This is a genomic window from Marimonas arenosa (assembly GCF_030848945.1).
GTDB classification, from domain to species: Bacteria; Pseudomonadota; Alphaproteobacteria; order Rhodobacterales; family Rhodobacteraceae; genus Marimonas; species Marimonas arenosa.
This window is the reverse complement of sequence record NZ_JANHAX010000004.1, coordinates 287365-310376: the sequence shown is the minus strand read 5'-3', so window position 1 is coordinate 310376 and position 23012 is coordinate 287365. Positions and strand designations below refer to the sequence as shown.

Sequence of the window (23012 nt, the reverse complement as noted above, 5' to 3'; positions counted from 1 at the left end):
CACCCGTGAACAAACCCTTGGACCTCCGCACGCCAGACAGGATGCCAGCCGGGTTGCCAGCCAGCATGCCATACCCCGATTTTGCACCGCCCGGAATCGTTCAGAAAGGTTAACAGCGTATGAAACTCGCCACTGCCGCCTATCCGCTCGGCTGGCTCGACAGCTGGGCCGCCTACGAACAGAAGATCACCGCCTGGGTGGCCGAGGCCGCCGCCGCGGGTGCCGATCTTTTGGTCTTCCCCGAATACGGCGCGATGGAACTGGCGTCACTGTCGGGAGAGCAGGCCGCTGGCTCGGTCAACGGCTCGATCGCGGCCGTAGACGAGTGGTTACCTCGCGCCAACACCTTGTTTTCAAGCCTTTCTTCAGATCATGGCGTGCACATCCTGTCGCCTTCCGCTCCGGTGCGCGACGGCGGCATCACCGTCAATCGGGCCGGCCTCTTCACTCCGTCGGGCACCGTTGGCTGGCAGGACAAGCAGATCATGACCCGGTTCGAGCGCGACGACTGGGGCATCTTGGGCGGTGGCCCGTTGCAGCTGTTCGACACCGCGCTTGGGAAAATCGGCGTACTGATCTGCTATGACAGCGAATTTCCCCTGTTGGCCAAGGCCTTGGCCGATGCCGGCGCAGAACTCATCCTGGTCCCCTCCTGCACCGAGGCGCTGGAAGGCTATTGGCGGGTCCGTATCGGCGCCATGGCCCGGGCACTTGAGCTGCAATGCGTCACCGCGATGTCGTCCCTCGTGGGCCGCGAACCAAGGCTCTATGCCGTCGAGGAAAACACCGGCACGGGCGGCGTTTTTTTGCCCGCCAGATCAAGGGTTTCCCGCCACTGGCGTGTTGGCCGAAGGCCGTCTCGACACGCCCGGCTGGACCTATGCCGAGATCGATTTCGACGCCATCCGCACCGTGCGCGCCGACGGCCATGTCCTCAACCTCGCCCACTGGGAAGAACAGAGCCCCCGTGTCGGGCAGGTCGCACAATCCCGCCTGAGCTGAGAAAACCCCTTGAAAATCAGCGCGAAAAGGCTCATTTAAGCGGCGTCCGCGACGCGGCGGATAACCAAGCGAAGGAGACAACATGGCCAAGGAAGAACTGCTCGAATTTCCCGGTGTCGTGAAGGAACTCCTGCCCAATGCGACATTTCGGGTCGAGCTGGAAAACGGCCATGAAATCATCGCACATACGGCAGGCAAGATGCGCAAGAACCGCATCCGTGTTCTGGCTGGAGACAAGGTCCAGGTGGAAATGACGCCCTATGATCTGACCAAGGGTCGGATCAACTACCGCTTCAAGTAAACGCGGTGCCGCATCCCGGAGAACGGATGCCGGTATTCCGGCAAGATACGGAAAAAAATGAAAAAACCGCGGCTCATTCTGGGATCGGGCAGCCCCCGTCGGCGTGAGCTGCTGGCAACCATCGGGGTCGTGGCGGATGATATCCGCCCCCCCGAGATTGACGAGACCCCGCGCAAGGGCGAACTGCCGCGCCCCTACTGCGCCCGCATCGCGACCGAGAAGGTCGGAGCCGTCCCGGCCGACCCCGACGACATCGTGCTTTGCGCCGACACCACCGTCGCGCTTGGCCGCCGCATCCTCGGCAAGCCCGGGGACGATGCCGAGGCGCGGGCCTTTCTCAAGGCGATGTCCGGCCGGCGCCATCGTGTCATCACCGCGGTCGCCGTGAAGCGCGGCGACCGGATATGGGAACGCGACGTGGTCACCACCGTCAAGATGAAAACCCTCTCCGATCAGGAGCTTGAGGCCTATCTTGCCTCAGGTGACTGGCGCGGCAAGGCCGGCGGTTATGGCATTCAAGGCATGGCCGGCGCGCTGATTCCCTGGATCCAGGGTTCGTTTACCGCCGTCGTCGGCCTGCCGCTCGCCGAGACCGCCGGCCTGCTGCAAGCCGCGGGCTATCCCGTCTGGGGCCCATCATGAAAGGTCGCCAGATCATCCTCGATCATATCGGTGGACGAGAAGCTGCCGCGCTGATGGTCGATGGCCGTCTGGAAGATGTCCTGATCGGCTCCGATGCGCCCGCCCCCGGCACGATCTACCGCGCGCAGGCGTTAAGACCCGTTAAGGGTCAGGGCGGTATGTTCCTCTCCACGCCCGACGGCAGCGCATTTCTGCGACAAGTGAAAGGCATCGCCCAGGGTCAGACCCTGCTGGTTCAGGTCACCGGCTATGCCGAGCCCGGCAAGGCGCTGCCGGTGACCGAGCGGCTGTTGTTCAAGAGCCGCTATGCCATCGTCACACCGGATGCGCCCGGGCTCAACGTCAGCCGTGCGATCCGCGACGATGTACGCCGCGACGCGCTGCACCTGATCGCCAAATCCGAAATGGGCGACGGGAACATGGGCCTGATCCTGCGCTCGGCTTGCGTCGATGCCGACGACGATGCCATCGCCGAGGACATTCGCGCCATGACCGATCTCGCCGAAACCGTGCTTTCCGACGCGGCTGGCGCCCCGGAAAAGCTGACCGAGGGCGACGGCCCGCACCTGCTGGCCTGGCGCGACTGGACCGAACCGGCCGAAGTCGAAACCGCGCCCGGCAGTTTCGAAAGCCATGGCGTGCTCGATGCACTCGAAACCCTGCGCAGCCCCGAAGCCCCCCTGCCTGGCGGCGCCTCGCTCTTCATCGAACCGACCCGCGCGCTGGTGGCGGTCGATGTCAATACCGGCGCCGACGGCTCCCTCGCTGCCGGCCTCAAGGCGAATTTCGCCTGTGCCCGCGAACTGCCGCGCCATCTACGCCTGCGCGGTCTTGGCGGCCAGATCGTGATCGACCTCGCGCCCATGCCCAAGAAAGACCGCCGCGGCTTCGAGTCCGCGCTGCGCAAGGCCTTTCGCTCGGACGGGATCGACACCGCGCTTGCAGGTTTCACTCCGCTCGGTCACTATGAACTGCAGCGCAAACGCGCCCGTCCTGCCTTGTTCGAGTTGCTGCCATGACCTGCCCGATCTGCTCCTCCGAAACCGACCCGAAATATCGCCCGTTCTGCTCCAGACGCTGTGCCGATATCGATCTCGGCCGCTGGATGCGCGGTGGCTATGCGATCCCCTCGACCGCTCCGGAAGACGTCGAGGACGCCCTCGAGGAATTGAAGAACGCCCTGACCGAGACCGAAACCAAACCCCATTGAGATTTTTGCGAAATCCCTCTGGACAGCCTTGCGCCTTCCTTCTAGAACGCCTCCACCCAGCGGCGGCCCACCCGCCCGAACCCGTGCCCGGGTAGCTCAGGGGTAGAGCAGTGGATTGAAAATCCTCGTGTCGGTGGTTCGATTCCGCCCCCGGGCACCACTTTTCAAATAAAAATCAACATACTAGCCATCGCACAGTTTTCACTTCCTGCGTTGCACACTCATCGCACAGTTTTTCGTGCGTTGCTGGGTGGATTTGGGAGCTAAAAGACTGTGTTGAACACAGTGTTTGGAATCAATGTGTTAGACACACTGTTCGCAACACACTGTTTGCCCACAGTAACTGCAACACAGTTCTTCCCCACAGTGTTTACAGACACGGACAATTACAGAGTTTCTTGAGATTGGATTGAGCCCATTTTGACGGCAAGCGCCGATTACACCATTATCCAACTGTAAAGGAGTAAACGCGATGAGGGAGTTACCTGAGTTTTCAGGCAGATGTCAGTGTGGCGCTGTGAAGTACTCTGTGTCCGCTGGTTTTGGTAAAGCCAACGTCTGTTTCTGTAACATGTGCAAGCGAGCGACGGGATCGGAGGTGCCCTCGTTCATTAGTGTTCCGCGCGAACGGGTCACTTGGTACGGCACTCCTGCGGTGTATTCATCTTCTGATATTGCGACGCGAGGGTTTTGCGCCAAATGCGGAACACCTCTTTACTATGCAGGTAACGATAGCGACACTTGGGGTTTAGCTGCGGGAACTGCAGATGTATCGATCAGCCCCGACGTAGTGTTTTACTACAATCAACATCCTGAGTGGCTGGCTTCCCTAGATGACTTGCCGAGGCCCGATTTTGAGGCTTCTGCCTGCAGCGGTGACGATCAAAGTGCCTAACTGACAACAACACACTCTTTGCCCACACTGTTTTGAAAAAGGTTCTTTCCCACAGTGTTTTGGAACGAAGTCGAAGACAGCGTGTTGCACGATAGCGCTTGGGAAAGGCAACAATGCTAAGATGGGTCGTCATGTGATAGTTTTAGTCAGATGTCTCGGTTGAGCCCTTTTGAACGAATGCTGCGTTTAGCATGAATGCCTGCTAGTTTGCCCGAAATGGGGGTGGCATTTCATGGAAGCAAACAAAGCGCAGGCCGATTATTGGGCTTCACCCGCGGGCCTGAAGTGGATTGAACACGAACGCGCTCTGGATACCGCGATGGCGGGTATGTTGGATATGATGCTGGATATGGCTGGCATTGTCTCGACGGACCGTGTCATCGACATAGGATGTGGAACCGGAGCAAGTACCATTGAAGCCGCCCGACGCGCTCCGGCGGGCAGAGTTCTTGGGGTGGATATTTCTGATCCGCTCCTTGCACGCGCTGCCAAAAGGGCGAAAGCGGTGGGCGTGCAGAACGCGTCATTCCTGTTGGCTGATGCCCAAACGCATGATTTTCCGTCGCAGCACTTCGATGTTCTGGTCTCGCGATTAGGAATGAGTTTCTTTTCAGACACCGTTGCGGCGCTGAAGAACCTGTCCAATGCACTGAGCGGTCATGGTAGAATGGTCTTTGTTTGCTGGGCTTCAGTGGCGCAAAACCCATGGTTTGATATCCCGAAGAAAGCAGCGGAGGAAAGGCTGGGCGCACAGCCGAAAGGAGACCCAAATGCACCTGGTCCAACTGCATTTCAGAACTGCGAACGGGTGGTCAATCTGATGGATCAGGCGGGTGTTTCTAGTATCGAAGCGCGTCCGGTCGAGATTGTACTCACGCCTCCAGGCGGAGTAGCAGGTGCTGCGCGCGCAGCTAGCAAGGTCGGTCCGGCGGCTCGCATAATGAAAGCATATTCCGGGACGGAAACTGATGAAGCGGCGATTGAAAGCTCAGTAAAGGCAGCCTTCGAGGAGTTCTCCGACGGAGATGACGTACGGGTTCCGGCGGTGGTAAACCTATTTGCTTGCGCACGATGAATTGGTCATGGAAACCTAGACGACAACCGATCACTCGATACCGTGCACGATCACCAAGTTCGTGTCCGCGTTGCGGCGACGGATTTCAGCAAGTTTCTGATAGTCAGGGTCGCTAAACCAAGCACGTGCTGTCTCAGCGTCTGGGAAGCGCATCAGAACAGTTCGTGGCATCCCCCAAGTCCCTTCCAGGACTTCAGTCTCTTGCTTTGAAGTTGCGAGCAGTTCCCCGTCGTAGCGTTCGAAAATCGGCGTGAACCCAGCCAGATACTCCTCGTAGTCCTCGGGGGTGTGTATGTTCAATTGACCGACGACATAAACGCTCATGATTTTCTCCAGTGAAAAAGGAAAAGGCTTACTTACTCCTGTTTCCGTACCAAGAATGCACGAGCTTCCTCGAGACCGTTACAGACTTTCGCTTCTATGCGGTCACCAAAGTTGGCGAGAGTATTTTCTTCCCAGTCTTTGACCCAATGATCGTCTTGACCTGACTCTGGCAAGGGCGGCAACAGCACAAATTTCTGCAAAGGCGAACTGCGGATTGCGGCTCTAAATTCCTGGCTGCTTACCCATTTGTAGTCCTCGTCAGACAATGCGCGAGAAGACATCGATACATCGACGATCCAGTGTTTGACATCATTGTCGCGGACATAGTCTAGGGCAGCTCGGACAGCGTCTCTTACCCTTGTCCCTTCGTCGTACTCACTGATCCAGCGCAGATAGACGGCCGCTAGCTCAGGGTTGAACGAAACGTCTACGAGGTCAGGCGCTGCGTGAATTTCACATTTTCTCATCACGATACCGGGTGCTGCCTTCATTCAAGTATTCTCAGAGGATTCAGTCGTAACACCCGATCCTTGCTCGGGACCATGAGAATAAATGAAACACAGTGTTTGCCCAAAGTAACTGCAACACACTTCTTCCCCACAGTGTTTGCGGACACAGTCGAAGACAACATGTTGAACGATAGCGCTTGGGAACGGCAGCAATGCCGCGATGGGCGGTCATCTGATGGTTTTAGTCAGATGTCTCGGTTGAGCCCGATGCAGACGTTCTACTCGCTGCTCAGCTGAAGAAGCTGTGCTTTCCACTTATCCACGCGTTTCAAAATCCGTCGAACGGGCTGACAGACCTAACACACAAAGCTAACGTTGCGGATATTAGGAGAGGTGCATGGAACGAAGGCTTACCACGGTAATGGCAGCTGATATTGTCGGCTACTCAGCGCTGGTGGATTATGATCGAACTGGCACAATCGGCGCGCTTAAGGCATTCCGCGAAGAAACGCTTCTTCCGATACTGGTAGATCACAATGGTTCATTGATCAAAAGCATGGGCGACGGCTGGATTGTCGAATTTCCGTCAACATCAGAAGCGGCGGAATGCGCGATCGCAGTGCAATCCGCACAGAAACCCGGTCAAATCAGGCTACGCATTGGGATTCACACAGGGGAAGTCGTTACCGATGGCGATGACATATTTGGCGATGGCATCAATGTTGCCTCGCGTCTCGAAGCCCTCGCCCACCCAGATCAGGTGCTCATCTCAGATACCTCCCATAATAGTCTTGATCGAGGCAATGCGGCATCATTCGACGGCGGAGAACAAACCGAACTGAAAAACATAACGCGCCGCATTGGAGTTTGGCGCTGGCCAAAAGGGACGACAGCCAGTTTCCCCATAAAAACTGATGTCGGACCGGGAATTGCGGTACTTCCATTCGACAACATGTCCGGTGATCCGGATCAGGAATTCTTTGCAGATGGCATCACCGAAGATATTATCACCGAGTTGTCGCGGTTCCGGTGGCTGATGGTGGTCGCGCGAAATTCGTCCTTTACCTTCAAGGGAAAAAGTACGGACATCCGCGAAGTTGGGCGTGCCCTTGGGGTCCGGTATGTTCTCGAAGGCTCTGTACGGCGCGCTGGCCAGCGCGTTCGCATCACTGGACAGCTCATTGATGCTGAAAATGGCAGCCATTTGTGGGCGGACCGTTTCGACGGTGTGTTAGACGACATTTTCGATCTTCAAGACCAGGTCACACAGGACGTAGTGACGGCCATTGAACCGTCTTTGCGGCACGCCGAAACGATCCGCGCGCGCGCCAAACCCACGGAGGATTTGCAGGCTTACGAACTTTACCTAAGGGCGGTCTCGCATTTCCACCTGCTGACCGACGAAGACAACAAAGAGGCGATACGGTTTGCAAAACTGGCTTTGGATCGAGATCCGGAATATGCCGCCGCGGCAGGTTTGCTCGCATGGCTTCACATCCAACGTCTCGTGCAAGGCCTGGAACCTGTCGATGAAGGCCCCGGATCAGCCGTAGCGGCGGCAGAGCGGGTTCTTCGGAATGATCGCGCGGACGGCATCGCAAAGGCATATGCCGCGCACTCTATCTCCATGTTGGCACGAGACTTGTCCCGCGCAAGGGCAGTCTTCAAGGAAGCTTTGTCGGAAAACCCCAACGCAGCGACGGTTCACATGCTGGCATCTATCAATCTCTTTCTTCTGGATCGCCCAGAGAAAGCGTTGGAGCATGCGACCCGGTCGGTAGAACTCAGTCCGCGTGATCCTTTGCGCCACGCCGCTTTCCTGGCGCAGGGCAGCGCTTTGTTTCACCTGGGACGCTATCAAGAGGCCGTGCAGGCCTTTCGCCAAGCATTGTCAGTGCGTTCAGCCTTCCTGATTAGCCATCTGATGCTTATTGCTTCGCTCGCCGAACTTGGCGACATAGATGCGGCAAAAGCAGCACTCGCTGATTTGAAAGCAACCGCTCCGGACGAGACTTCTATTGCCGAGACCACTCGGTTGCCCATTTTCTCAATTCCAACCTGTGCTGACCGCTGGCGCGACGGGTGGTCAAAAGTTGGGTTGCCAGTGTAAGCGCAGAAAGTGCCTTGCCGCTTGAAGCTTGTGCCCATCCAACTGTCGGTCTGTGCACAGGCTTGGTTCGAAGGATCAGTCGCCAACCAAAATCCTGCCGGGTTCCCCCGCCTCATGAACCCGGAACACCAAGATGGTTGCTCCTTCTTTTCCTGATCGGGCTGTATGAACTTTTTTCAGCGGTACGACGCCCACGTCGCCCGCAAAGGCTTCGTGCTCACCTTCGTCCTCTAAGATGAGGGTCACACTTCCTTGCAATATGTAGGCAAATTCTTCTCCGGGATGCCAATGCATGGGCAAGGTTACATTGGCAGGTAGGGCAACATGGCTTACGATCACCTCAAGGCCTTCGGCGCTTTCCAACGAAGTCGATAGCAAATCCCGTATGTTCGGTTTTTGAAGCGTCGACGGGTCCTGCACATCGTGCGACAACGCCGTTTCGGCGCTGCCTGCGACAAGTACACAAGCCAATACAAGTGGTTTCCACATCAGCTATCCTCCCTCGTTTAGAGGATTATGGCATTTGTACTTTCTCTCAATCAACGCTGGAGTAGATTGATTTCGAAATGGTGCGCAATGACCGCTAGTTGCCCCGCCCGTACTTTCAAATCGCTTTTCGGATTGATGTTGCGCGGCTAATGTGAGGTACCGGCAGGGGTAAATTGAAATGCAGAAAGTTCGAACAGAACGTCTCCGCGACTATGTTGGCCCAGTAACGAACACCGACATCTGGGAGGCATTCGAACTCCGGTCCAACGACGTGATTGTGTGCACGCCTCCCAAATGCGGAACCACCTGGACGCTGAACATCGTCATGATGCTGATACACGGCAAGGTCGTGCCCGAAGCAGGTGGCCGAGACGAGGCGCCCTGGCTTGACTGCGGGTTTCGGGACCGAAAAGCGATCGCGGCCAAGCAAGCCAGCCTGACACGTCGACGCTGCTTGAAGAGCCATACGCCCATGGACGGCATCTCATACGGCGCAGAGCCGACTTATATCGTTGTATATCGTCATCCTGTGGATGCGCACTTCTCGTTTCGCAGCCATGTTGAGAACATGAAAGATTCAGGTCCTCTGGCAGAGATGTTTCCCGAAGATATCCAAGATGGCTTCTGCCAGTTCCTCGATGGACCTCTGACCGATGCGGGTACGGACATCATGACTGTATCTTCCATAGTCCATCATTACCGTCAGGCCCGGGCCCGCGAAGACAAAGGAAATGTTCATTTCTTCCATTACGCCGATCTGAGCAGGGACCTTCACGGCCAGATTGAGCGCATTGCCGACATTTTGAAGATTGATCTTTCATCGAAGGTTTTGGCTGAAATAACGGAGGCGAATACCTTTGCGAGCATGCGCAAGGTAGCCGAAGCCAGCGAAAACCGCTTCGCCGAGGCTTCACCCTTCGTGGATCAGGCCAAGTTCTTTGCATCGGGGACATCCAACAAGTGGAAAGGTCGTCTAAGCGATGATGACATCGCGAGTTATTACGACCGTTGCGCTTCTCTTCTGTCGCCCGAAGATGCCGCTTGGCTAAACTGGGGTGAGCACCGAGAACCGTAAGGCTGTTGTTCTTTAAGGGGCCACGTAGGCGACTGAAAATGCAAAACGGCAGCTTCTCTAATCGGGCGTTTGGGTCAAGTTCATTTCATCGTTTCATTTCCGTCTCTGGGGATCTGGTCTCTCATCCGGGTCAAGCTTCTCTTCGCAGTCATTGTTGGTCCGGTTCGATTGGACCGCTGCATCCATGTGTCGGATCGGTCGCGGAGCGCCCAGCTTAGTCTCGCGCTTCGAGTGGCGCAGCAGCCATTTTCGGCGTCATCCGCAGACCTCGTCCGGTGAGGGACGATCCCGTCATTGATTGTCGAAGGTTCAGTTCATACGGCGCCCTCCAACGGTCTCTGACGGAACTCGGTGTTGTCTGCCCACATGCGGTGCATGACGACAGCAAGCTTGCGGGCAACGGCGACGACGGCTCTGCGGCGGCCTTTCCGGCGCATGAGCCGAAGACCCCAGCTCTTGATTTCAGAGCTGGCGACGGATCGCATCATCATCGCGTTCGCTGCCGCGTAGAGCGCGGATCGAACATCCGCGTCACCTGCTTTCGAGATACGGCCAGGGTTGTCCATCTCCCCTGACTGGTAGCGCCTCGGTGTCAGGCCAAAGTGCGCGGCGACGGTCCTTGAACTGGTGAAGCGTTTGGGATCATCCACTGCCGCCTTGAAGGTCAGGGCAGCAATCGGCCCCACGCCGGGGATCGCCATGAAGCGCAGACAGGTCTCATCATGGCTGGCAGCTTGCTTGACGCGTCTATCCAGTTCCCGGTACGTGGCAAAGAGCACCGCGCGGGCGTCCAACAGCGGCAGCAAGGCATGTGACAGGTCCGGGTCTGCTTCGATGATGGGGCGCACCCTCTCATCAAAGGACGCCTGATCGACACGAGATGGCAGGCGCAACCCAAAGATCCGGAACAGTCCGCGTATCTCGTTCGCCAGATCAATGCATTTTCGCTGAACTGCCTTTCGACTGCTCAGTAACGCACGGACGGCATGTGCCTCCCGGCTCTTCATGTGGACAGGGTTGAACCAGCCAGAACGAAGTACGTAGGCGATCCCCCGTGCATCTGTCTTGTCGGTCTTGTTGCGCATGGCCGAAAGCGCGGCATTCACTTGCCGCGCCTCCATGCACACGACGTTCAAGCCTGCCGCCTGCAATCCGAAGAACAGGTGTTGGCTCATGGCGCCAGCTTCAAAGCCAATCCGCAGTTCTGATGCATTAAACCTCGCCAGACAGTGCACAATGTCTTCGATCTCACATGCGGCCGATCGCTCGAGAACGGCATTGCCTTCAGCGTCAATCACGCAGATCGCAACCGACCGCAGTGACACATCCAAACCCACAAAGTAATCCATCTCGTTCTCCTCAGATTGCAGCAATTGCCGCAAGTCTATCGAGAACTCGACCCATTCATCAGGCCAGCCCGATTACCCATGCTCTGTCCGCTGAGCAGTCATTCAGGCCACTTCATGCCGCTGCAAGGCAGCGAATGGCGGCTCCGAGCCCTGACTGACCTATGTTGCGCGGCGGGCGAAAGTCCGCGATGCTCGGCATTGGCAAAGGTCAACTCGCGAACCTTGCGCGACTAGTTCAGCGAACGCTCCATGAAGTAAACTTTGTCGCGCCAGTCATCCGGAAACCCTGCAGGGTGTCGCATTGGGACGAAGCCAGCGTTCTCATACATTGCGCGTGCATGCTTCAGAAAGGTTGCAGAAGAGAAGAAGACACGTGTGTACCCGTCAGTAGCCATCTGCTCAAACATGTGGTCAAGCATTTTGCGGCCAAGGCCGTGACCGCGACCATCGGGACTTACAAACATTCGTTTAAACTCAGCAACGCCCGAACTCGCTTGGCTATACATGACACATCCACAAGGCTTCCCATCAACCGAAGCAATCAGAATTCCACCTAGGGGGCGCTTATGCAAATTAGGCAAGTCTTTCAGGGTTTTCTGAAATTCTACGGGGTCCATGGGATGGTCGTCACCCTTCGGCCAGTCGGGAGGATAGTTTTCCCAGTGCCAATCCAACCATTCCCGGCACAGCGCACGCGCCGTCTCAGTATCGTCTTCGCTGCTTGCTAGCCGAACAGCTATTTTTGTCATGTTGGGTTCCTCAACCGCGCCTAAATAGCTTGCTGAAACGGGTGGTATCAGTCAATCGTCCCTGAAACGAAAGCCGACTTTGGCGCAGCCGAAGCGAACGTCTGGTTCGTACGCATCCCAGTCGTCGGCAGGATTCCAGGCAATGTCTGCTCCACCATGAAGCAGTCGTTGTCACTTGCAATACCCAACCAATCGACAGGCCGCCATGATGCAGATACGCTAGCACCGAAATAGCAAGAAAATGCTTTGAATTATGCCGATGGATGCCGCGCCACGCCGATCTTACGAATTGGAGTCAATCGTACGTCGCTGGCTTCACGCCATCTTCAACCAGCAGCCCAAAACTGCGGTCAATCTGTTCTCAGAGAGCGATGCTCTTAGCTACATCGGAACAGATGAAAAAGAGTACTGGGCGGGAGATAATCTACGACGAGGATACGGCGCTCATATGAGCGAAGCCGATCCTTCGGTAATGAAAGCACTTGATGTAGATGCTTGGGAATGTGGGAGTTTCGGTTGGGCTCGGTCCAAGGCAGAGGTTTTGTTCCAGAATGCCGACCAGCCTGTATTGCTGCGCCAATCAATGGTCTTCTTGCTAGAGGATGGGATTTGGAAGATCGCCCATGTACACAACTCAAACCCGGTGCCGAACGTAGAAGTCTTTGGCTACGTGCACAAAGCCTATGACGATTTCTTGGCGACGGTAGCCAAGGACGATCTCAAACTTGAGGCGTCAGGCAGTGCTACGGTGATGTTTACTGACATTGTAGGCAGCTCTGCGTTGGCGGAAGCTGTCGGAGACCAACGATGGGCGCGGCTTATTTCCGATCATCTGAAGCTTGTCGATAGCTTGCTCAACCAGTTCGGTGGTCGCTTGGTGAAGACCATGGGTGACGGAACAATGTCCATATTCACGTCAGCGGGCCGTGCTTTGAAAGCAGCTGCACAACTCCAGAGAGCGGTAGATGGCATGGATGGTGAACCGAAGCTTACAATCAGAGTTGGGCTCAATACTGGTGACATAGTAGAAGCAGGGGATGACTTTCTTGGGACCGTTGTGAACAAGGCTGCTCGAATTGCGTCTATCGCTGATCCGGGAGAAATTCGCGTATCAGATGCAACGCGAGCAATGGTCGGAAATTCAAAAGAGTACGAGTTTGGCTCACCAGTAAATATCGCTTTAAAAGGGCTGGACGGTGAGCACCGACTCTATCGACTTGAATGGTAGTTTCTTGTCGTCACCTCCAAGCTACGTTTTCGCATGCCTCTCATAGTGTTCGCAACACACTGTTTGCCCACAGTAACTGCGAAACAGTTCTCGACCACAGTGTTTTCCAACGCGGTTTAGGGTAACGCATTGGGTTGGTGCCAACTGAAGTAGAACGGTGAAAACGGACCCGTTCCAAAGTTCCTGCTCTAAGCCGGATTTCTACCTGTCACGATGAACTGGGGTGACACCAGCATGTACGAGCCAGAAGCTAGGGCCTGCTCAACCTGTTTCACAACGTTGTTGATTTTCGTCCCGTCAAGCAGTCCGCTCTCGTGGGCATACTTTCCCATATTGCGGACCATTCCCAAAAGACGACCGTTCACATCTGCGTTCGCAATGATCGACACCTGAATGTCTTCAAAACCTGCATCTAAGAATGTGCGGTAGAGCTTCCTGCCCATATCTGAGTTGCGGCAGGCGTGTGATGCGGCTTTCACGAATGCACGCCAAGTATCATGTTCAACCGGTTCAGCGACCATCATGTACCAATCGCCGTCAATAGCATGTGCCAGGCCACCTGGTCGAAGTACTCTGCGAAACTCGCGTAGCGTCTGTACTGGATCGTCGACGTACATGATCGTGTTGCGTGCAGTGACAAGATCCAGCAACCCGTCAGCAAGCGGGAGTGCAACACCATCGCTTTGATGAGTACTTAGTCGCTCGGAAACGCCAGCTTCAGCTGCATTCTGTTCGGCAAATGCGAGGAACTCTAAGTTGATGTCGATGGCATGAACATGCCCGTCTTTTCCTACCCGGTTAGCAAGCTCCACGGCGATTTTGCCCGGGCCGCAGCCAAATTCTGCAACTTTTTGTCCTACCGAGACCCCGGCCGGTTCGTAGAGTGCTTCGGTCGCGTCGTCCCAGCGGAACCCACCCTTGTAGGCTGACATCCGTTCTGGATCGATGTCGCGCCAGTGTGCCTTGTAGAATGGTTCGCGTACCAATTCTCAGTCCTTCTATGCCGCATGCCATCTTAACTAGCACACTTGGAAGGCCAACGTCTGCGATGTGTACGCTACAGCAACTGCAACACAGTTCTGCCCCACAGCGTTTTGGATCACGCACATTGATCAGCCGCAACACGACCCACCTGCTTGGATCGGCGGACAAGGCACGGTTCCGTAGGAGCAATAGACGCAGCAATCGCCTGGCAACGGCTTGATCATGGCCTTGCATGATGTGCACTCGTAGAACCACTGACAGGCATCTGTCGGCATGGTCTCGATTGCCTTATGTCCACACTTCGGGCAAGTGAGTTCGCTTTCAAGGATGATGTTCAGATCATTCATCGTGTCACGCCAGAGTTTTTGAAGATCGGTGCGCGCTCATTCGGGTTCAGGGCCCACAGTCAATATCTTGCCGTTGCTCCAAACCAGCGCTTCATAGCACACCTCTGCGCCAGCGCCGCCACACCAACCTCCGTCACGTCCAATAAGAAGGATACGGTCGGGACCCCAATCAATGAGCCGCCAACCAGTTGCCTGCCACGCCATCGTCTCACCGTTCACAATGAGATTAAGCATGCAACCACCTGTTCCACAGTAGAGCGACGCCGCGGATGAACATGCGTACTGGCTCTCGTCCACAAGTTCCGCGTACACGGCCCCAAACTGGGAGCGCAGTTCAATCTCAGTTATGGCGTCGCCTTGATCGAACTCACCGTTCTCGAAGGCTTGGCAGTCCGCAGCTGCGCGGTCGATGAGTTGTTGTGCTTCGGGTGAAACCGCCATTGCCGAGCCAGCGCTCGAAACGAGCGTCGCCACGATGGCCAAAAGCTTTGTGTACATGTCTCAATCCCTTCCAATACTTCGCTAGCAACGGCTGTAGACACAGTCTTTGCCCTACAGTTACCCTTCAAAGCATAGCAACAAGATACGGGAGGACCATAATGGCAAAAGGATATCTGGTCGCGCACATCCGTGTTCACGACAAGGACGCCTTTGAGGAGTTCAAGCAACTGTCGGGCGCGGCCATCAAAGCGCACAATGGGAAAGTCTTGGTTAGGAACCCATCACCAGACCATCGTGAGGGCGGTGCACAGGGGCTGGCCATCGTGATTGAGTTCGAGAGCATTGATGCGGCTCGGGCTTTCTACGAGTCCGATGCGTACACAGAAGCACGTGCCGTTAGAGAGAGGATTTCGGAAACGGACCTCATCCTCGTCGAGGGCCTGTAAAAGCCAACGCCCGTAACAGCAAAGTCAGGAGGAGCAACTTTGGCAGAAATCGATTTCTGGTACTCGATCGGTAGCACCTACAGCTATCTGACAGTCATGCGTCTTCCCGAGGTCGAACGAGCGCACAATGTGAAGTTTCGTTGGCGGCCTTTTGATGTTCGGCACGTGATGGTTGAACAAAACAACATCCCGTTCAAGGGCAAACCGGTCAAAGCTGCGTACATGTGGCGCGACATCGAAAGACGAGCGAAGAGATACGGCCTGGCACCAAAAGTACCGGCTCCTTATCCTTTGCCGGGTCTGGTTCTGGCCAATCAGGTTGCAATGGTCGGCGTCAACGAGGGTTGGGTCGAAGCCTACACTCGGGCCACTTACAAGCGCTGGTTTGAAGCTGGCGAACCAGCTGGTGAAGAACCAAACCTCTCATCCAGCCTTGAAGAAATCGGCTGTGATCCCAGCAAGGTTATCGCTGCCGCGCAGTCAGAAAGCATCGCAAATGCGCTCTCTGCTGTAACCGAAGAGGCCATGGCACTTGGAGTATTTGGATCGCCTACCTTCGTCGTCGACGGCGAAGTGTTTTGGGGCGATGACCGTCTAGAAGATGCGGTTCTTTGGGCTCAAACGTTAGAGAAATGAATGTCCGTGTGCATCTGACAAGCAACCTACGTGTCTAGCAGCTAGCCCAATGTAGGACTCGGTTTCTGGCAGTCACATAGTGAGAAATGGGCATTTGTGTTATCAAACGCAGGAAATTGGGAGGAGCCAAAAAATGGCAGCGTACGAGGGATTTGCGGAACTGGAAACGCAGGGTTGGTCTGACAATACAATCTCGTCAGGTTACGTGACCATGTTCTCTGAAGCGAGTGACATGGCCATTCCTTCCATAGTGTCACAAGTTGAAAATAGCAGCAGGGTCCTGGACCTCTGTTGTGGACAAGGCAATGTCACCGAGGCGCTTGCAAAGGCAGGCCACACGGTCACCGGCGCAGATTTCTCTGCAAAGATGCTTTCGCATGCGCGCAGGAGGTTCCCAACTGGCGATTTCATCGAAGCTGATGCACAAAACCTGCCGTTCGAGGAGGACAGTTTTGATAGTGTCGTCTGCAGCTTTGGCTTGATGCACGTTCCCGACCAGCCAAAGGCGCTTTCGGAAATTCGCAGGGTTCTTAAGCCAAAGGGACAATTCATCATGACTTCGTGGTGTGGCCCGGACGTATCCCCTGTCTTCCAAGTGTTTTACAGCAGTGTCCAGGAGCATGGTGACCCTTCTGTGACGATGCCTGATAGCCCGAATTTCCATCAGTTTGCGAACGAGGAAATGGCAAAATCGATCCTGTCAGACGCGGGGTTCGAGGTGGAAAAACAAGAACAGCTAGATTGTTCTTGGGTGCTGGATGAACCTGGAGACTTGGCTGAGATCTTCCAAAACGGAGCTCCTCGCGGAGGCTATCTTCTGTCTCAACAGCCCGCGGCGAACAATGCAGCGATCAAAGCAGCCGTAGCCGAAAAAGTGCGTAGTCGTTTCTCCGAAGGTGACAAATGGCGAGCTCCCATACCTGCTTCTTTGATTGTCGCTCGCGCCAACTAAGCTCCTGCGGTCTTCGATTTCCGGCTGACATCTCCAACACAGGAACTTAGTGTGTGATGAAGTGATCGAGGAGCAGGAATGGCCAAGCTGGGCGCAGATACGCATGTACTGTTGGATGGGGAGGTGAAGGTCTACAAGCGCCCCAACAGCAAGCGCTGGCAGGCCACGTTCAAAATCGACGAGCACTGGGTGCGCATCAGCACGGGCAAGCGTGATCTGGAAGAAGCCAAGACCGTCGCCCGTGAGCAGTACCTCGACTACAAATTCCGCGCTATACACGATATGCCAGTTGTCTCCAAACGCTTCGAAGACGTGGCCAAGTTAGCAATTGCTGATATGCAGAAGCAGTTGGACGCGGGCGCAGGGCGCAAAGTGTTCAAGGACTACATCAAGGCCCTCAACAAGTACTTCATCCCATTCTTTGGCAAGACATTCATCACCAACATCGATCATGAGAGAATTCTCGCTTTCAACGCTTGGCGGGCGGAGCAGATCGGTCGTGAGCCAAAGGCATCGACGCTGAACACACACAACTCAGCCATGAACAAGGTCTACGCCGAAGCAGTTGCTCGTGGCTTTGTCACACAGGGCAAGGTACCCATCCTCGCCAACAAAGGTGAAGGCGCAAAACGGCGTCCTGACTTCAGCTTGGAAGACTATCGCAAGATGATCCGCAAGCTGCCCCATTGGATCGACAAGGGCAAAGGCGGCAAGTCGCGCGACATGCGCTACCTGCTGCGCGACTACGTATTGATTTTGGCCAACACCGGCATGCGGCACGGCACAGAAGCGCAGAATTTGCGCTGGAAGCACGTGACCGTCTTCAAAGAAAACGGCTTGGAGTACGTGGAGTTCTACCTTCACGGAAAAACCAAGCCCCACGAGGCCATAGGTCGTGCTGGCACCATCGACTACCTCAAGCGCATTCACTCACGTACTGAAGCGATCAAGGACATCGACTTCTACGAGATGCTAAAGCAGAAGCTGGATTTGCCGGTGTTCTGTTTGCCAGATGGGACCGTCACTGAGCACCTGCGTCAGACCTTTAAGGCGTTTTTGAAAGATGCCGGACTGCTCAAATGCCCCAAGACCGGGCAGGATCGAACGCTTTACAGCTTGCGGCACACATACGCGACGTTCGCGTTGGTTAATGACGGCATGGATATTCACGCATTGACCAAGCAGATGGGCACGTCGATTGGCATGATCGAGCGGCACTACAGCCACCTAACCCCGCGGATGAAGAAGGACATGTTCACTGGCAAGCGTTACGAGTTGTCAGCGGAAGAGTACGCGGCGAAACAACCTTCGAACGACGCTTCTTGATTGAAGGAAAGCCAAATGGATGAAAAAGACGAAAAGCTTCTGTCGCTAATCGACCTGATAGTGGTGCGTGACGAGGTTACAAATGACGTGCACTCACCATTGAGGAGACTGGCCTTATATTTCGAGCATCAAGAGCTCATGCAGCAGATCGACTTTGAAGAAGTGTTGCTCGAAGATTTAAGAGACCTTCTAAAAGTGTCGTACAACGAAGCCATGTCGAAGGTGGCATCTCAAGCGAACTCTAGTGCGTTTCAAGCGCAGTACGAAAAACTGAGCGAAGAAGGCAAAGATGCCTATTGGGCCGGTGATATTGAAATTGCCTGCATCCCAAAGCACTGCTTGCCGTGGTTCGACATCATAGCAGCTCGACAGCGCCAGCTAGCTGCTCAGCGTTAACGTCGATATAGCGCTGAGTGGTCGAAATATGGCTGTGTCCGGCCAGCTCAGCCAGCAAACGTACCCCAACGCCCTTGTTTGCGAGCCGCGTAATGTAAGTACGTCGCCCGCTATGGCTGCTGGCATCCTTGAACCCACAGGCTTTGTAGATGTCGAGAAACAGCTGACACATGGTGTTGGCAGAGAAGTGCCCACCCTTTTGGCTCTCAAACAGCGCGCGAGCTGGATCATTCAGCCGGATCGTGTCGCCGTATTCGTTGAGCGACCGGCGTAGACGCTGGCTCAGGTACACTGTGCGGGTCTTGCCGCCTTTGCTCTGCGCAGCCCGCAAGATGAACTGCTCACGCACAGCGCCCTCATCATCAAACACGTCACTCACTGTCAGCGCCGCAATCTCCTTGGCTCGCAACCCAGCGTAGAAGCTGACCAAGATGATTGTCTGGTCCCTGATCGGATGACGACGACTGCGGCAGTAGTGTAAAACGCGACGCAGTTGTGCTTCGTTCAGTGTTTGAGCTTGGCGCATGGCAGGACCTCCGAAAATCTAATCCTTTGCTGCAAACAACAGTAAAGTCTGAGGTTTTGGATGGTCGACCGAATTCAGGCCATGCCTGATATATATATTTTTCAATGAGTTAAGCGAAAATCTCACAGATTGCTTATTCTATGAGATTTTGAACTGTGTGCTTCTGCTCGCAAAGAGACCCGTGCCATCTGTCGCGCGATCCGCGCCTAGCGAGTGACGGCCAGCTTCAACGAAGAGGCAAACGGTCAGACCCGCTCCATCTCTTCGAAAATCCTTACCATCGCGTAGGTGTCGAGTTTGCAGTATTCGAGCATCGCTTGACGCAGCTCAGCTTTCTCAGGGCATTCCGGCATATTGATTAGCCTGATCCATGCTTCCATAGCGTCAGTGCCGCTTGCCACATCCATCCCCATGTACGTCAAATCGGGTGCGATGATCGGTAGAACCTTCTTAATCGAGGTCGAACCCCCGAAAGCGATGTCAACGTAACCGTCCTTGAACATGTCCTCGAGGTCCAGAGTGCGCTTGATCAAGTCGTGCAGGAAGTCAGCTTTCTCCGGATAAAGCTTTGCCATCGTCTTGTTTTGTGTGTTCTCAAATGACGCATGCCACGACACCAAACTGCCGGTTGGCCCAATATTGCTTTGCATGTGCTCAATCATTGCCAGCGGCATCGCTGCTTCTTCAGCAAGATACTCGACGTGAAGCAGCTCCATGTCATCGGGCGTCCGTTTGACGTGGAGGGAGTACTGAAAGGGGATAGGGGCCTGAGGTCGAGCGCCATCGACCAATGGAATGGCGGAACTGTAGGTCTCATAGTCGATGAAGTAGATCGGATATGCGGCCTTGTTGAAGAACTGCGCGATTGCCGCGTGGTCTATCATTGGCTGCCCTAGGTGCGCAGACCTTAGAACGAGAGTTTGTTTCTCAGTAACTTCGTCCAGCCCGATCTCATCAAGGTCAAAGCGCCCATCCGCGACAAAGCCATCAATCTTGGCCTTGCTGATCCTTGGCAGGCTATAGATTGACGGCGTTGGGATCGTTGGGTTGAAGTAGCTGAAGCTGTCGCAGTGGTTTGGTTTCGTCTGGCACAGGCACGAGCAGGAGCTTTCATCGATTTCGTGCTGGCCCAAGAGTTGAACTGCTTCATCGATTTCTGCTCGTGTACCAGCTTCCGCTTCAGCGACTTCACTTGTTACATCCGCAAATATCAGAAGCTGGCCTGGATCAATTTCGCCCTGTCGGACGTAGTCTTTGTTGAGATGTACGATAAAGGCCTTTGATACGCTTAGACCTGCTTCTTCGGCTGCGATCTTCTGAAACGTCGCATCCTTGATCTGATTATGCTGTCCGTTTTTCTTCACACTCGTTGAAGATTTGACCTCATAGAGATTTATCGTGCCATCACCGTTGTCACGTATAGCATCTGCTTTCGCGTAGAGGCCGCGCTCGGTCGCAAATATCGATTGAAATGAATAACGCTCAGCGTCGGCTTGAGACTGAAGAAGCGAGCGGAAGTAGCCCTCCACCTCATATCCCTCAGCGGTCAGCTTCTTCATGTAGTCTGAGAACTCGCCATGCGAGTAATCATCTGGCTTGTGTTTCAGCAGCCAGAGGGATTTGGGGCAGTTCAGGAAGTGGATAAAGTCAGTCTTTGAAATCTGCATTAATGCCCAATCAAACAGTAAGATGCCGTATTGCTGATACCTCAGAACCCATCTGCCTTGTGGCCAAAGAAGACCTTCGTGACATCTTCAATGATGTCCCATGTCACGCGGCTGCCATCGCGCACAAATAGGCTATCGCCCGTTTCAAGCTCGGTAGCCTTGCCAGTGGTCATGTCGATCAAACGGCACCGACCAGCCAGGATTGTCATGAGCTCGTCGCCTTGTTCGGTGCATTCGAAGACGCCCTTGGTGCAGCGCCAAATGCCAGTGCGGGTTGTATGACCGGGTCCACCTCCATCCATGCGTCCCGATGCTCGTGGACTGCCCTCTTTGATTTGATAGTCACTCAGAGGGTTGTCGAATGGCCAATCCTCGAGCTCCCCAACATCGTCACCGGGCTTGTATTTCAACATCGCGTTTTCTGACCTGCCGTAGCAATGGGCTGAATTTCCAACTTCCCCATTGCTGGCATGATTGGGACGATGCTGCCAACCCTAATGCGTTTCAGTATTCCTCCGCTAACATGACCGTCAGCACACGCGCTGTGACCGTGGGATCACTTGCACCAGGCGAGTGCATGGTGAGGTCCAAGTCGTAGTAGTCGAATTTCCAGAAGACTTGGTGGTCGGCGTAGTGGAATGCACCGAAGTCGTGCTCTTCATACGGATCGTTGTCCGGTGAGAAGTCGTCGTACTGCTGAACAGCCCGCAAGATTGCTCGCAATGCATCCTCGCCCAGTGCCTGAATGCCCGGTGTGATCGCGACCCGACAACCCGTGAAGGTTTGCCGAGCCTGATCATTAAGTCCTCTTGTTTTGGCAGCGTTGTCGTCATGCATTCGCCGCCGCCCGCGCAGTACCCGGCTTTGCACGTGGCTTGCGTTCTGTTGCTTTGATGATGGCCTCGTCGAGTTCGCCTGCTTGAGCTGCTGCAATGAATGCATCGAGCACAGGGCCCACGTCTTTGAGGGTTTTGACGAACACTGCATTGTTGGTGCCATCAACGGCGATCACACGTGCTCCATACCGGCACTGCACATACCAGCCGCCATCTTGTTCAAAGAACCACGGGCGCACTCGACGTTGCGTTTTGACCAACACGCGCTCGCCTTGCTCGTTGGTCATCCATTTGGATCGCTCGACTTGATGATCTTCGCCTTTGAGTGCTGCTGCATGAACCAGCTTTTGCTCTTTCAAAGCAGCCACGAGCTTTTCGCGCCGATCATTAATGGGATCGCTCTTGGTGCTGCGTGTAACCGACTTGAATGTCAGTTTTGCGAGATGTGTCATTGGTCGCTCCTTACTGTTCGTTGACAGCAAAAGCGTATGGTCAGACTTCATGTAGGACGATCGAAAAGACGTCATCGACGGAGCCTTAAGGATCTATAAACGCTAATAAAAAAGCGCCGCACAGCCTAAGCTGCCGACGCTCTACTTGTTCTCTTTAGCTCAAATCATCTTTGCTCGCTAAGCTCTTCTCCGCTTGTTGCTTGAAGCCATCTGCTTTGATGTTTGCTGTTCGAGCAGCTGCCACTGAGCAAGGATGTGCCAAGGTTGATACCTACGGCATGATCCTCTCTCAAACTGTCTACAGTGCGTTGCACGGAAGGAGCTTTAGCTGCGCTCCCATACAAACAATGCGTTCTTTTCCAAGTAATGTGCCTTCTGTTCTTTGAGTGCCTGTTGCGCTTGCCTTAGCCAGATTGGGCTGGCTGCCCTTTGTATGCGTGCCTGCTGTTGTGCGTGTTCGAACACAGCCATCGTTTCTCCAGCCGTGCCGTTCCAACTCAGATCGTCGAGGAGTGTGGCGCTGCCCAAACGCCAGTATTCCCTTGTCAGATAGCTAGCGACTTCGGATCGATCCCAAACGGGCGTGATCCAGTTCTTATCCAGTGGTGCTGTTTGCCGGTGATGCTGATCCCACACAGCGTTCAGAATGCAACATGCATGGTCGATGTCTTTGATGGGGGCGAGCAGCGCAAAGTGGACATGGAAGTTCTCGCTGTCCGAACCGTCATGCGCAAAGCACCAGCGCGGGACGCGTACCTTTTGGCGATGCGCGGCATTGCCAAAGAATGTGCGGTCGACTTTGTTCCAGTATTGGTGGAGCAGTTTGTTTGCTCCGTGTCTGCCGATGGTGCGACCGTTGATGAACTTGAGCGTGCCAAACACGTTCCAGTCTTGTGCGAGCAAGTTCGCTACCAACTCCTTACGTTCTCGTTTGCGCTTCGCCGTCATCATCGCCAAATCTCCTTCCCGTGTATTTATCTACGAGACGAAAAAGGCGGGTTTTCCGGCTGGCCATCGAAGCAGCGCACGGCGTCTTGGTGGCAAATAAGAAAGGCGCTATGAAAGCGCCTTTCCATAGGATGCAAACGGTGTGTTTTCGGGTGTG

Annotated in this window: 28 protein-coding genes, 1 tRNA gene and 1 pseudogene; 16 read left to right on the top strand and 14 right to left on the bottom strand. The window is 55.0% G+C overall.

The features are described from left to right. Window positions 1–119: 119 nt before the first annotated feature. From NO357_RS14795 to NO357_RS14765, 8 genes and pseudogenes are all read left to right on the top strand, one after another. Window positions 120–1002: pseudogene (locus NO357_RS14795) on the top strand (carbon-nitrogen hydrolase family protein). 82 nt (window positions 1003–1084) lie between these two features. Beyond that, window positions 1085–1303, top strand: coding sequence for a translation initiation factor IF-1 (gene infA / locus NO357_RS14790; protein ID WP_007205486.1), 219 nt, complete (start codon window positions 1085–1087; stop codon window positions 1301–1303). A 57-nt stretch (window positions 1304–1360) separates the two neighbouring features. Next, complete coding sequence (locus tag NO357_RS14785) at window positions 1361–1945, top strand: Maf family protein (RefSeq protein WP_306736470.1); 585 nt, start codon at window positions 1361–1363, stop codon at window positions 1943–1945. After that, the gene (locus tag NO357_RS14780) at window positions 1942–2964 is read left to right on the top strand and encodes a ribonuclease E/G (protein WP_306736469.1); all 1023 of its coding nucleotides are present in this window, start codon (window positions 1942–1944) and stop codon (window positions 2962–2964) included. Before NO357_RS14785 ends, NO357_RS14780 begins: the two co-directional genes overlap by 4 nt. Further along, window positions 2961–3155, top strand: coding sequence for a DNA gyrase inhibitor YacG (locus tag NO357_RS14775; RefSeq protein WP_306736468.1), 195 nt, complete (start codon window positions 2961–2963; stop codon window positions 3153–3155). The genes NO357_RS14780 and NO357_RS14775 overlap by 4 nt, the downstream gene beginning before the upstream one ends. Before the next feature lie 85 nt (window positions 3156–3240). After that, window positions 3241–3315: transfer RNA gene (locus NO357_RS14770), tRNA-Phe, on the top strand. Window positions 3316–3627: 312 nt separating this feature from the next. Next, window positions 3628–4050, top strand: a complete 423-nt coding sequence (locus NO357_RS21430) for a GFA family protein (protein WP_376744393.1) — start codon at window positions 3628–3630, stop codon at window positions 4048–4050. Between the two features lie 232 nt (window positions 4051–4282). After that, a complete protein-coding gene (locus NO357_RS14765; RefSeq protein WP_306736467.1) occupies window positions 4283–5125 on the top strand; it encodes a class I SAM-dependent methyltransferase in 843 nt (280 codons plus the stop codon). A 30-nt stretch (window positions 5126–5155) separates the two neighbouring features. Here the strand turns inward: NO357_RS14765 and NO357_RS14760 are convergent, their stop codons facing one another. Both NO357_RS14760 and NO357_RS14755 read right to left on the bottom strand, forming a co-directional pair. After that, window positions 5156–5449: a DUF1330 domain-containing protein gene (locus NO357_RS14760; RefSeq protein ID WP_306736466.1), complete on the bottom strand. Its 294-nt coding sequence runs from the start codon at window positions 5447–5449 to the stop codon at window positions 5156–5158. A gap of 32 nt (window positions 5450–5481) precedes the next feature. Next, complete coding sequence (locus tag NO357_RS14755; RefSeq protein WP_306736464.1) at window positions 5482–5940, bottom strand: hypothetical protein; 459 nt, start codon at window positions 5938–5940, stop codon at window positions 5482–5484. 355 nt (window positions 5941–6295) lie between these two features. Between NO357_RS14755 and NO357_RS14750 the strand changes: the two genes are divergently transcribed. Beyond that, window positions 6296–8008, top strand: a complete 1713-nt coding sequence (locus tag NO357_RS14750; protein ID WP_306736463.1) for an adenylate/guanylate cyclase domain-containing protein — start codon at window positions 6296–6298, stop codon at window positions 8006–8008. Between the two features lie 75 nt (window positions 8009–8083). On the opposite strand, the gene NO357_RS14745 is transcribed toward NO357_RS14750, so the two are convergent. Continuing rightward, the gene (locus tag NO357_RS14745; RefSeq protein ID WP_306736462.1) at window positions 8084–8497 is read right to left on the bottom strand and encodes a cupin domain-containing protein; all 414 of its coding nucleotides are present in this window, start codon (window positions 8495–8497) and stop codon (window positions 8084–8086) included. A 178-nt stretch (window positions 8498–8675) separates the two neighbouring features. Between NO357_RS14745 and NO357_RS14740 the strand changes: the two genes are divergently transcribed. Continuing rightward, window positions 8676–9572, top strand: a complete 897-nt coding sequence (locus tag NO357_RS14740; RefSeq protein ID WP_306736461.1) for a sulfotransferase domain-containing protein — start codon at window positions 8676–8678, stop codon at window positions 9570–9572. A gap of 314 nt (window positions 9573–9886) precedes the next feature. On the opposite strand, the gene NO357_RS14735 is transcribed toward NO357_RS14740, so the two are convergent. Both NO357_RS14735 and NO357_RS14730 read right to left on the bottom strand, forming a co-directional pair. Beyond that, window positions 9887–10921: an IS110 family RNA-guided transposase gene (locus NO357_RS14735; RefSeq protein ID WP_306736460.1), complete on the bottom strand. Its 1035-nt coding sequence runs from the start codon at window positions 10919–10921 to the stop codon at window positions 9887–9889. Window positions 10922–11151: 230 nt separating this feature from the next. After that, a complete protein-coding gene (locus tag NO357_RS14730; protein ID WP_306736458.1) occupies window positions 11152–11670 on the bottom strand; it encodes a GNAT family N-acetyltransferase in 519 nt (172 codons plus the stop codon). 253 nt (window positions 11671–11923) lie between these two features. Between NO357_RS14730 and NO357_RS14725 the strand changes: the two genes are divergently transcribed. Next, entirely contained in the window at window positions 11924–12898 is a 975-nt protein-coding gene (locus NO357_RS14725) for an adenylate/guanylate cyclase domain-containing protein (RefSeq protein ID WP_306736456.1), read from the top strand. A gap of 188 nt (window positions 12899–13086) precedes the next feature. On the opposite strand, the gene NO357_RS14720 is transcribed toward NO357_RS14725, so the two are convergent. From NO357_RS14720 to NO357_RS14710, 3 genes are all read right to left on the bottom strand, one after another. Beyond that, on the bottom strand, window positions 13087–13884 hold the full coding sequence (locus tag NO357_RS14720) for a methyltransferase domain-containing protein (RefSeq protein WP_306736455.1): 798 nt from the start codon (window positions 13882–13884) through the stop codon (window positions 13087–13089). Window positions 13885–14010: 126 nt separating this feature from the next. Further along, window positions 14011–14229, bottom strand: a complete 219-nt coding sequence (locus NO357_RS14715; protein ID WP_306736454.1) for a GDCCVxC domain-containing (seleno)protein — start codon at window positions 14227–14229, stop codon at window positions 14011–14013. A 36-nt stretch (window positions 14230–14265) separates the two neighbouring features. Beyond that, window positions 14266–14727, bottom strand: coding sequence for a hypothetical protein (locus NO357_RS14710; protein WP_306736453.1), 462 nt, complete (start codon window positions 14725–14727; stop codon window positions 14266–14268). Between the two features lie 101 nt (window positions 14728–14828). Here NO357_RS14710 and NO357_RS14705 point away from each other — a divergent pair, with 101 nt between their 5' ends. From NO357_RS14705 to NO357_RS14685, 5 genes are all read left to right on the top strand, one after another. Next, a complete protein-coding gene (locus tag NO357_RS14705; RefSeq protein ID WP_306736452.1) occupies window positions 14829–15116 on the top strand; it encodes a DUF1330 domain-containing protein in 288 nt (95 codons plus the stop codon). 39 nt (window positions 15117–15155) lie between these two features. After that, window positions 15156–15752, top strand: coding sequence for a 2-hydroxychromene-2-carboxylate isomerase (locus tag NO357_RS14700; RefSeq protein WP_306736451.1), 597 nt, complete (start codon window positions 15156–15158; stop codon window positions 15750–15752). Window positions 15753–15885: 133 nt separating this feature from the next. Next, entirely contained in the window at window positions 15886–16704 is an 819-nt protein-coding gene (locus NO357_RS14695) for a class I SAM-dependent methyltransferase (RefSeq protein ID WP_306736450.1), read from the top strand. A 78-nt stretch (window positions 16705–16782) separates the two neighbouring features. Beyond that, the gene (locus NO357_RS14690; RefSeq protein ID WP_306736449.1) at window positions 16783–18030 is read left to right on the top strand and encodes a tyrosine-type recombinase/integrase; all 1248 of its coding nucleotides are present in this window, start codon (window positions 16783–16785) and stop codon (window positions 18028–18030) included. A 15-nt stretch (window positions 18031–18045) separates the two neighbouring features. Next, window positions 18046–18426 carry a hypothetical protein gene (locus tag NO357_RS14685; RefSeq protein WP_306736448.1) on the top strand — a complete coding sequence of 127 codons (381 nt, stop codon included), beginning with the start codon at window positions 18046–18048 and terminating at the stop codon, window positions 18424–18426. On the opposite strand, the gene NO357_RS14680 is transcribed toward NO357_RS14685, so the two are convergent. From NO357_RS14680 to NO357_RS14655, 6 genes are all read right to left on the bottom strand, one after another. Then, window positions 18386–18952 carry a tyrosine-type recombinase/integrase gene (locus NO357_RS14680; protein WP_306736447.1) on the bottom strand — a complete coding sequence of 189 codons (567 nt, stop codon included), beginning with the start codon at window positions 18950–18952 and terminating at the stop codon, window positions 18386–18388. The genes NO357_RS14685 and NO357_RS14680 overlap by 41 nt on opposite strands. A 245-nt stretch (window positions 18953–19197) precedes the next feature. Continuing rightward, entirely contained in the window at window positions 19198–20619 is a 1422-nt protein-coding gene (locus NO357_RS14675) for a DUF2779 domain-containing protein (protein WP_306736446.1), read from the bottom strand. Between the two features lie 41 nt (window positions 20620–20660). Next, on the bottom strand, window positions 20661–21032 hold the full coding sequence (locus tag NO357_RS14670) for a cupin domain-containing protein (protein WP_306736445.1): 372 nt from the start codon (window positions 21030–21032) through the stop codon (window positions 20661–20663). 91 nt (window positions 21033–21123) lie between these two features. Next, on the bottom strand, window positions 21124–21456 hold the full coding sequence (locus NO357_RS14665) for a DUF3768 domain-containing protein (protein WP_306736444.1): 333 nt from the start codon (window positions 21454–21456) through the stop codon (window positions 21124–21126). Next, the gene (locus NO357_RS14660) at window positions 21449–21907 is read right to left on the bottom strand and encodes a hypothetical protein (protein WP_306736443.1); all 459 of its coding nucleotides are present in this window, start codon (window positions 21905–21907) and stop codon (window positions 21449–21451) included. The genes NO357_RS14665 and NO357_RS14660 overlap by 8 nt, the downstream gene beginning before the upstream one ends. A 324-nt stretch (window positions 21908–22231) precedes the next feature. Further along, a complete protein-coding gene (locus NO357_RS14655; RefSeq protein WP_306736442.1) occupies window positions 22232–22858 on the bottom strand; it encodes a hypothetical protein in 627 nt (208 codons plus the stop codon). Window positions 22859–23012: the final 154 nt, after the last annotated feature.

Excerpts from the sequence above, each read along its gene's own strand:
- infA (WP_007205486.1), top strand. The coding sequence starts at position 1,085 with ATGGCCAAGGAAGAACTGCTCGAATTTCCCGGTGTCGTGAAGGAACTC.
- NO357_RS14785 (WP_306736470.1), top strand. The coding sequence starts at position 1,361 with ATGAAAAAACCGCGGCTCATTCTGGGATCGGGCAGCCCCCGTCGGCGT.
- NO357_RS14780 (WP_306736469.1), top strand. The coding sequence starts at position 1,942 with ATGAAAGGTCGCCAGATCATCCTCGATCATATCGGTGGACGAGAAGCT.
- NO357_RS14775 (WP_306736468.1), top strand. The coding sequence starts at position 2,961 with ATGACCTGCCCGATCTGCTCCTCCGAAACCGACCCGAAATATCGCCCG.
- NO357_RS21430 (WP_376744393.1), top strand. The coding sequence starts at position 3,628 with ATGAGGGAGTTACCTGAGTTTTCAGGCAGATGTCAGTGTGGCGCTGTG.
- NO357_RS14765 (WP_306736467.1), top strand. The coding sequence starts at position 4,283 with ATGGAAGCAAACAAAGCGCAGGCCGATTATTGGGCTTCACCCGCGGGC.
- NO357_RS14760 (WP_306736466.1), bottom strand. The coding sequence starts at position 5,449 with ATGAGCGTTTATGTCGTCGGTCAATTGAACATACACACCCCCGAGGAC.
- NO357_RS14755 (WP_306736464.1), bottom strand. The coding sequence starts at position 5,940 with ATGAAGGCAGCACCCGGTATCGTGATGAGAAAATGTGAAATTCACGCA.
- NO357_RS14750 (WP_306736463.1), top strand. The coding sequence starts at position 6,296 with ATGGAACGAAGGCTTACCACGGTAATGGCAGCTGATATTGTCGGCTAC.
- NO357_RS14745 (WP_306736462.1), bottom strand. The coding sequence starts at position 8,497 with ATGTGGAAACCACTTGTATTGGCTTGTGTACTTGTCGCAGGCAGCGCC.
- NO357_RS14740 (WP_306736461.1), top strand. The coding sequence starts at position 8,676 with ATGCAGAAAGTTCGAACAGAACGTCTCCGCGACTATGTTGGCCCAGTA.
- NO357_RS14735 (WP_306736460.1), bottom strand. The coding sequence starts at position 10,921 with ATGGATTACTTTGTGGGTTTGGATGTGTCACTGCGGTCGGTTGCGATC.
- NO357_RS14730 (WP_306736458.1), bottom strand. The coding sequence starts at position 11,670 with ATGACAAAAATAGCTGTTCGGCTAGCAAGCAGCGAAGACGATACTGAG.
- NO357_RS14725 (WP_306736456.1), top strand. The coding sequence starts at position 11,924 with ATGCCGATGGATGCCGCGCCACGCCGATCTTACGAATTGGAGTCAATC.
- NO357_RS14715 (WP_306736454.1), bottom strand. The coding sequence starts at position 14,229 with ATGAATGATCTGAACATCATCCTTGAAAGCGAACTCACTTGCCCGAAG.
- NO357_RS14710 (WP_306736453.1), bottom strand. The coding sequence starts at position 14,727 with ATGTACACAAAGCTTTTGGCCATCGTGGCGACGCTCGTTTCGAGCGCT.
- NO357_RS14705 (WP_306736452.1), top strand. The coding sequence starts at position 14,829 with ATGGCAAAAGGATATCTGGTCGCGCACATCCGTGTTCACGACAAGGAC.
- NO357_RS14695 (WP_306736450.1), top strand. The coding sequence starts at position 15,886 with ATGGCAGCGTACGAGGGATTTGCGGAACTGGAAACGCAGGGTTGGTCT.
- NO357_RS14690 (WP_306736449.1), top strand. The coding sequence starts at position 16,783 with ATGGCCAAGCTGGGCGCAGATACGCATGTACTGTTGGATGGGGAGGTG.
- NO357_RS14685 (WP_306736448.1), top strand. The coding sequence starts at position 18,046 with ATGGATGAAAAAGACGAAAAGCTTCTGTCGCTAATCGACCTGATAGTG.
- NO357_RS14680 (WP_306736447.1), bottom strand. The coding sequence starts at position 18,952 with ATGCGCCAAGCTCAAACACTGAACGAAGCACAACTGCGTCGCGTTTTA.
- NO357_RS14675 (WP_306736446.1), bottom strand. The coding sequence starts at position 20,619 with ATGCAGATTTCAAAGACTGACTTTATCCACTTCCTGAACTGCCCCAAA.
- NO357_RS14670 (WP_306736445.1), bottom strand. The coding sequence starts at position 21,032 with ATGTTGAAATACAAGCCCGGTGACGATGTTGGGGAGCTCGAGGATTGG.
- NO357_RS14665 (WP_306736444.1), bottom strand. The coding sequence starts at position 21,456 with ATGCATGACGACAACGCTGCCAAAACAAGAGGACTTAATGATCAGGCT.
- NO357_RS14660 (WP_306736443.1), bottom strand. The coding sequence starts at position 21,907 with ATGACACATCTCGCAAAACTGACATTCAAGTCGGTTACACGCAGCACC.
- NO357_RS14655 (WP_306736442.1), bottom strand. The coding sequence starts at position 22,858 with ATGATGACGGCGAAGCGCAAACGAGAACGTAAGGAGTTGGTAGCGAAC.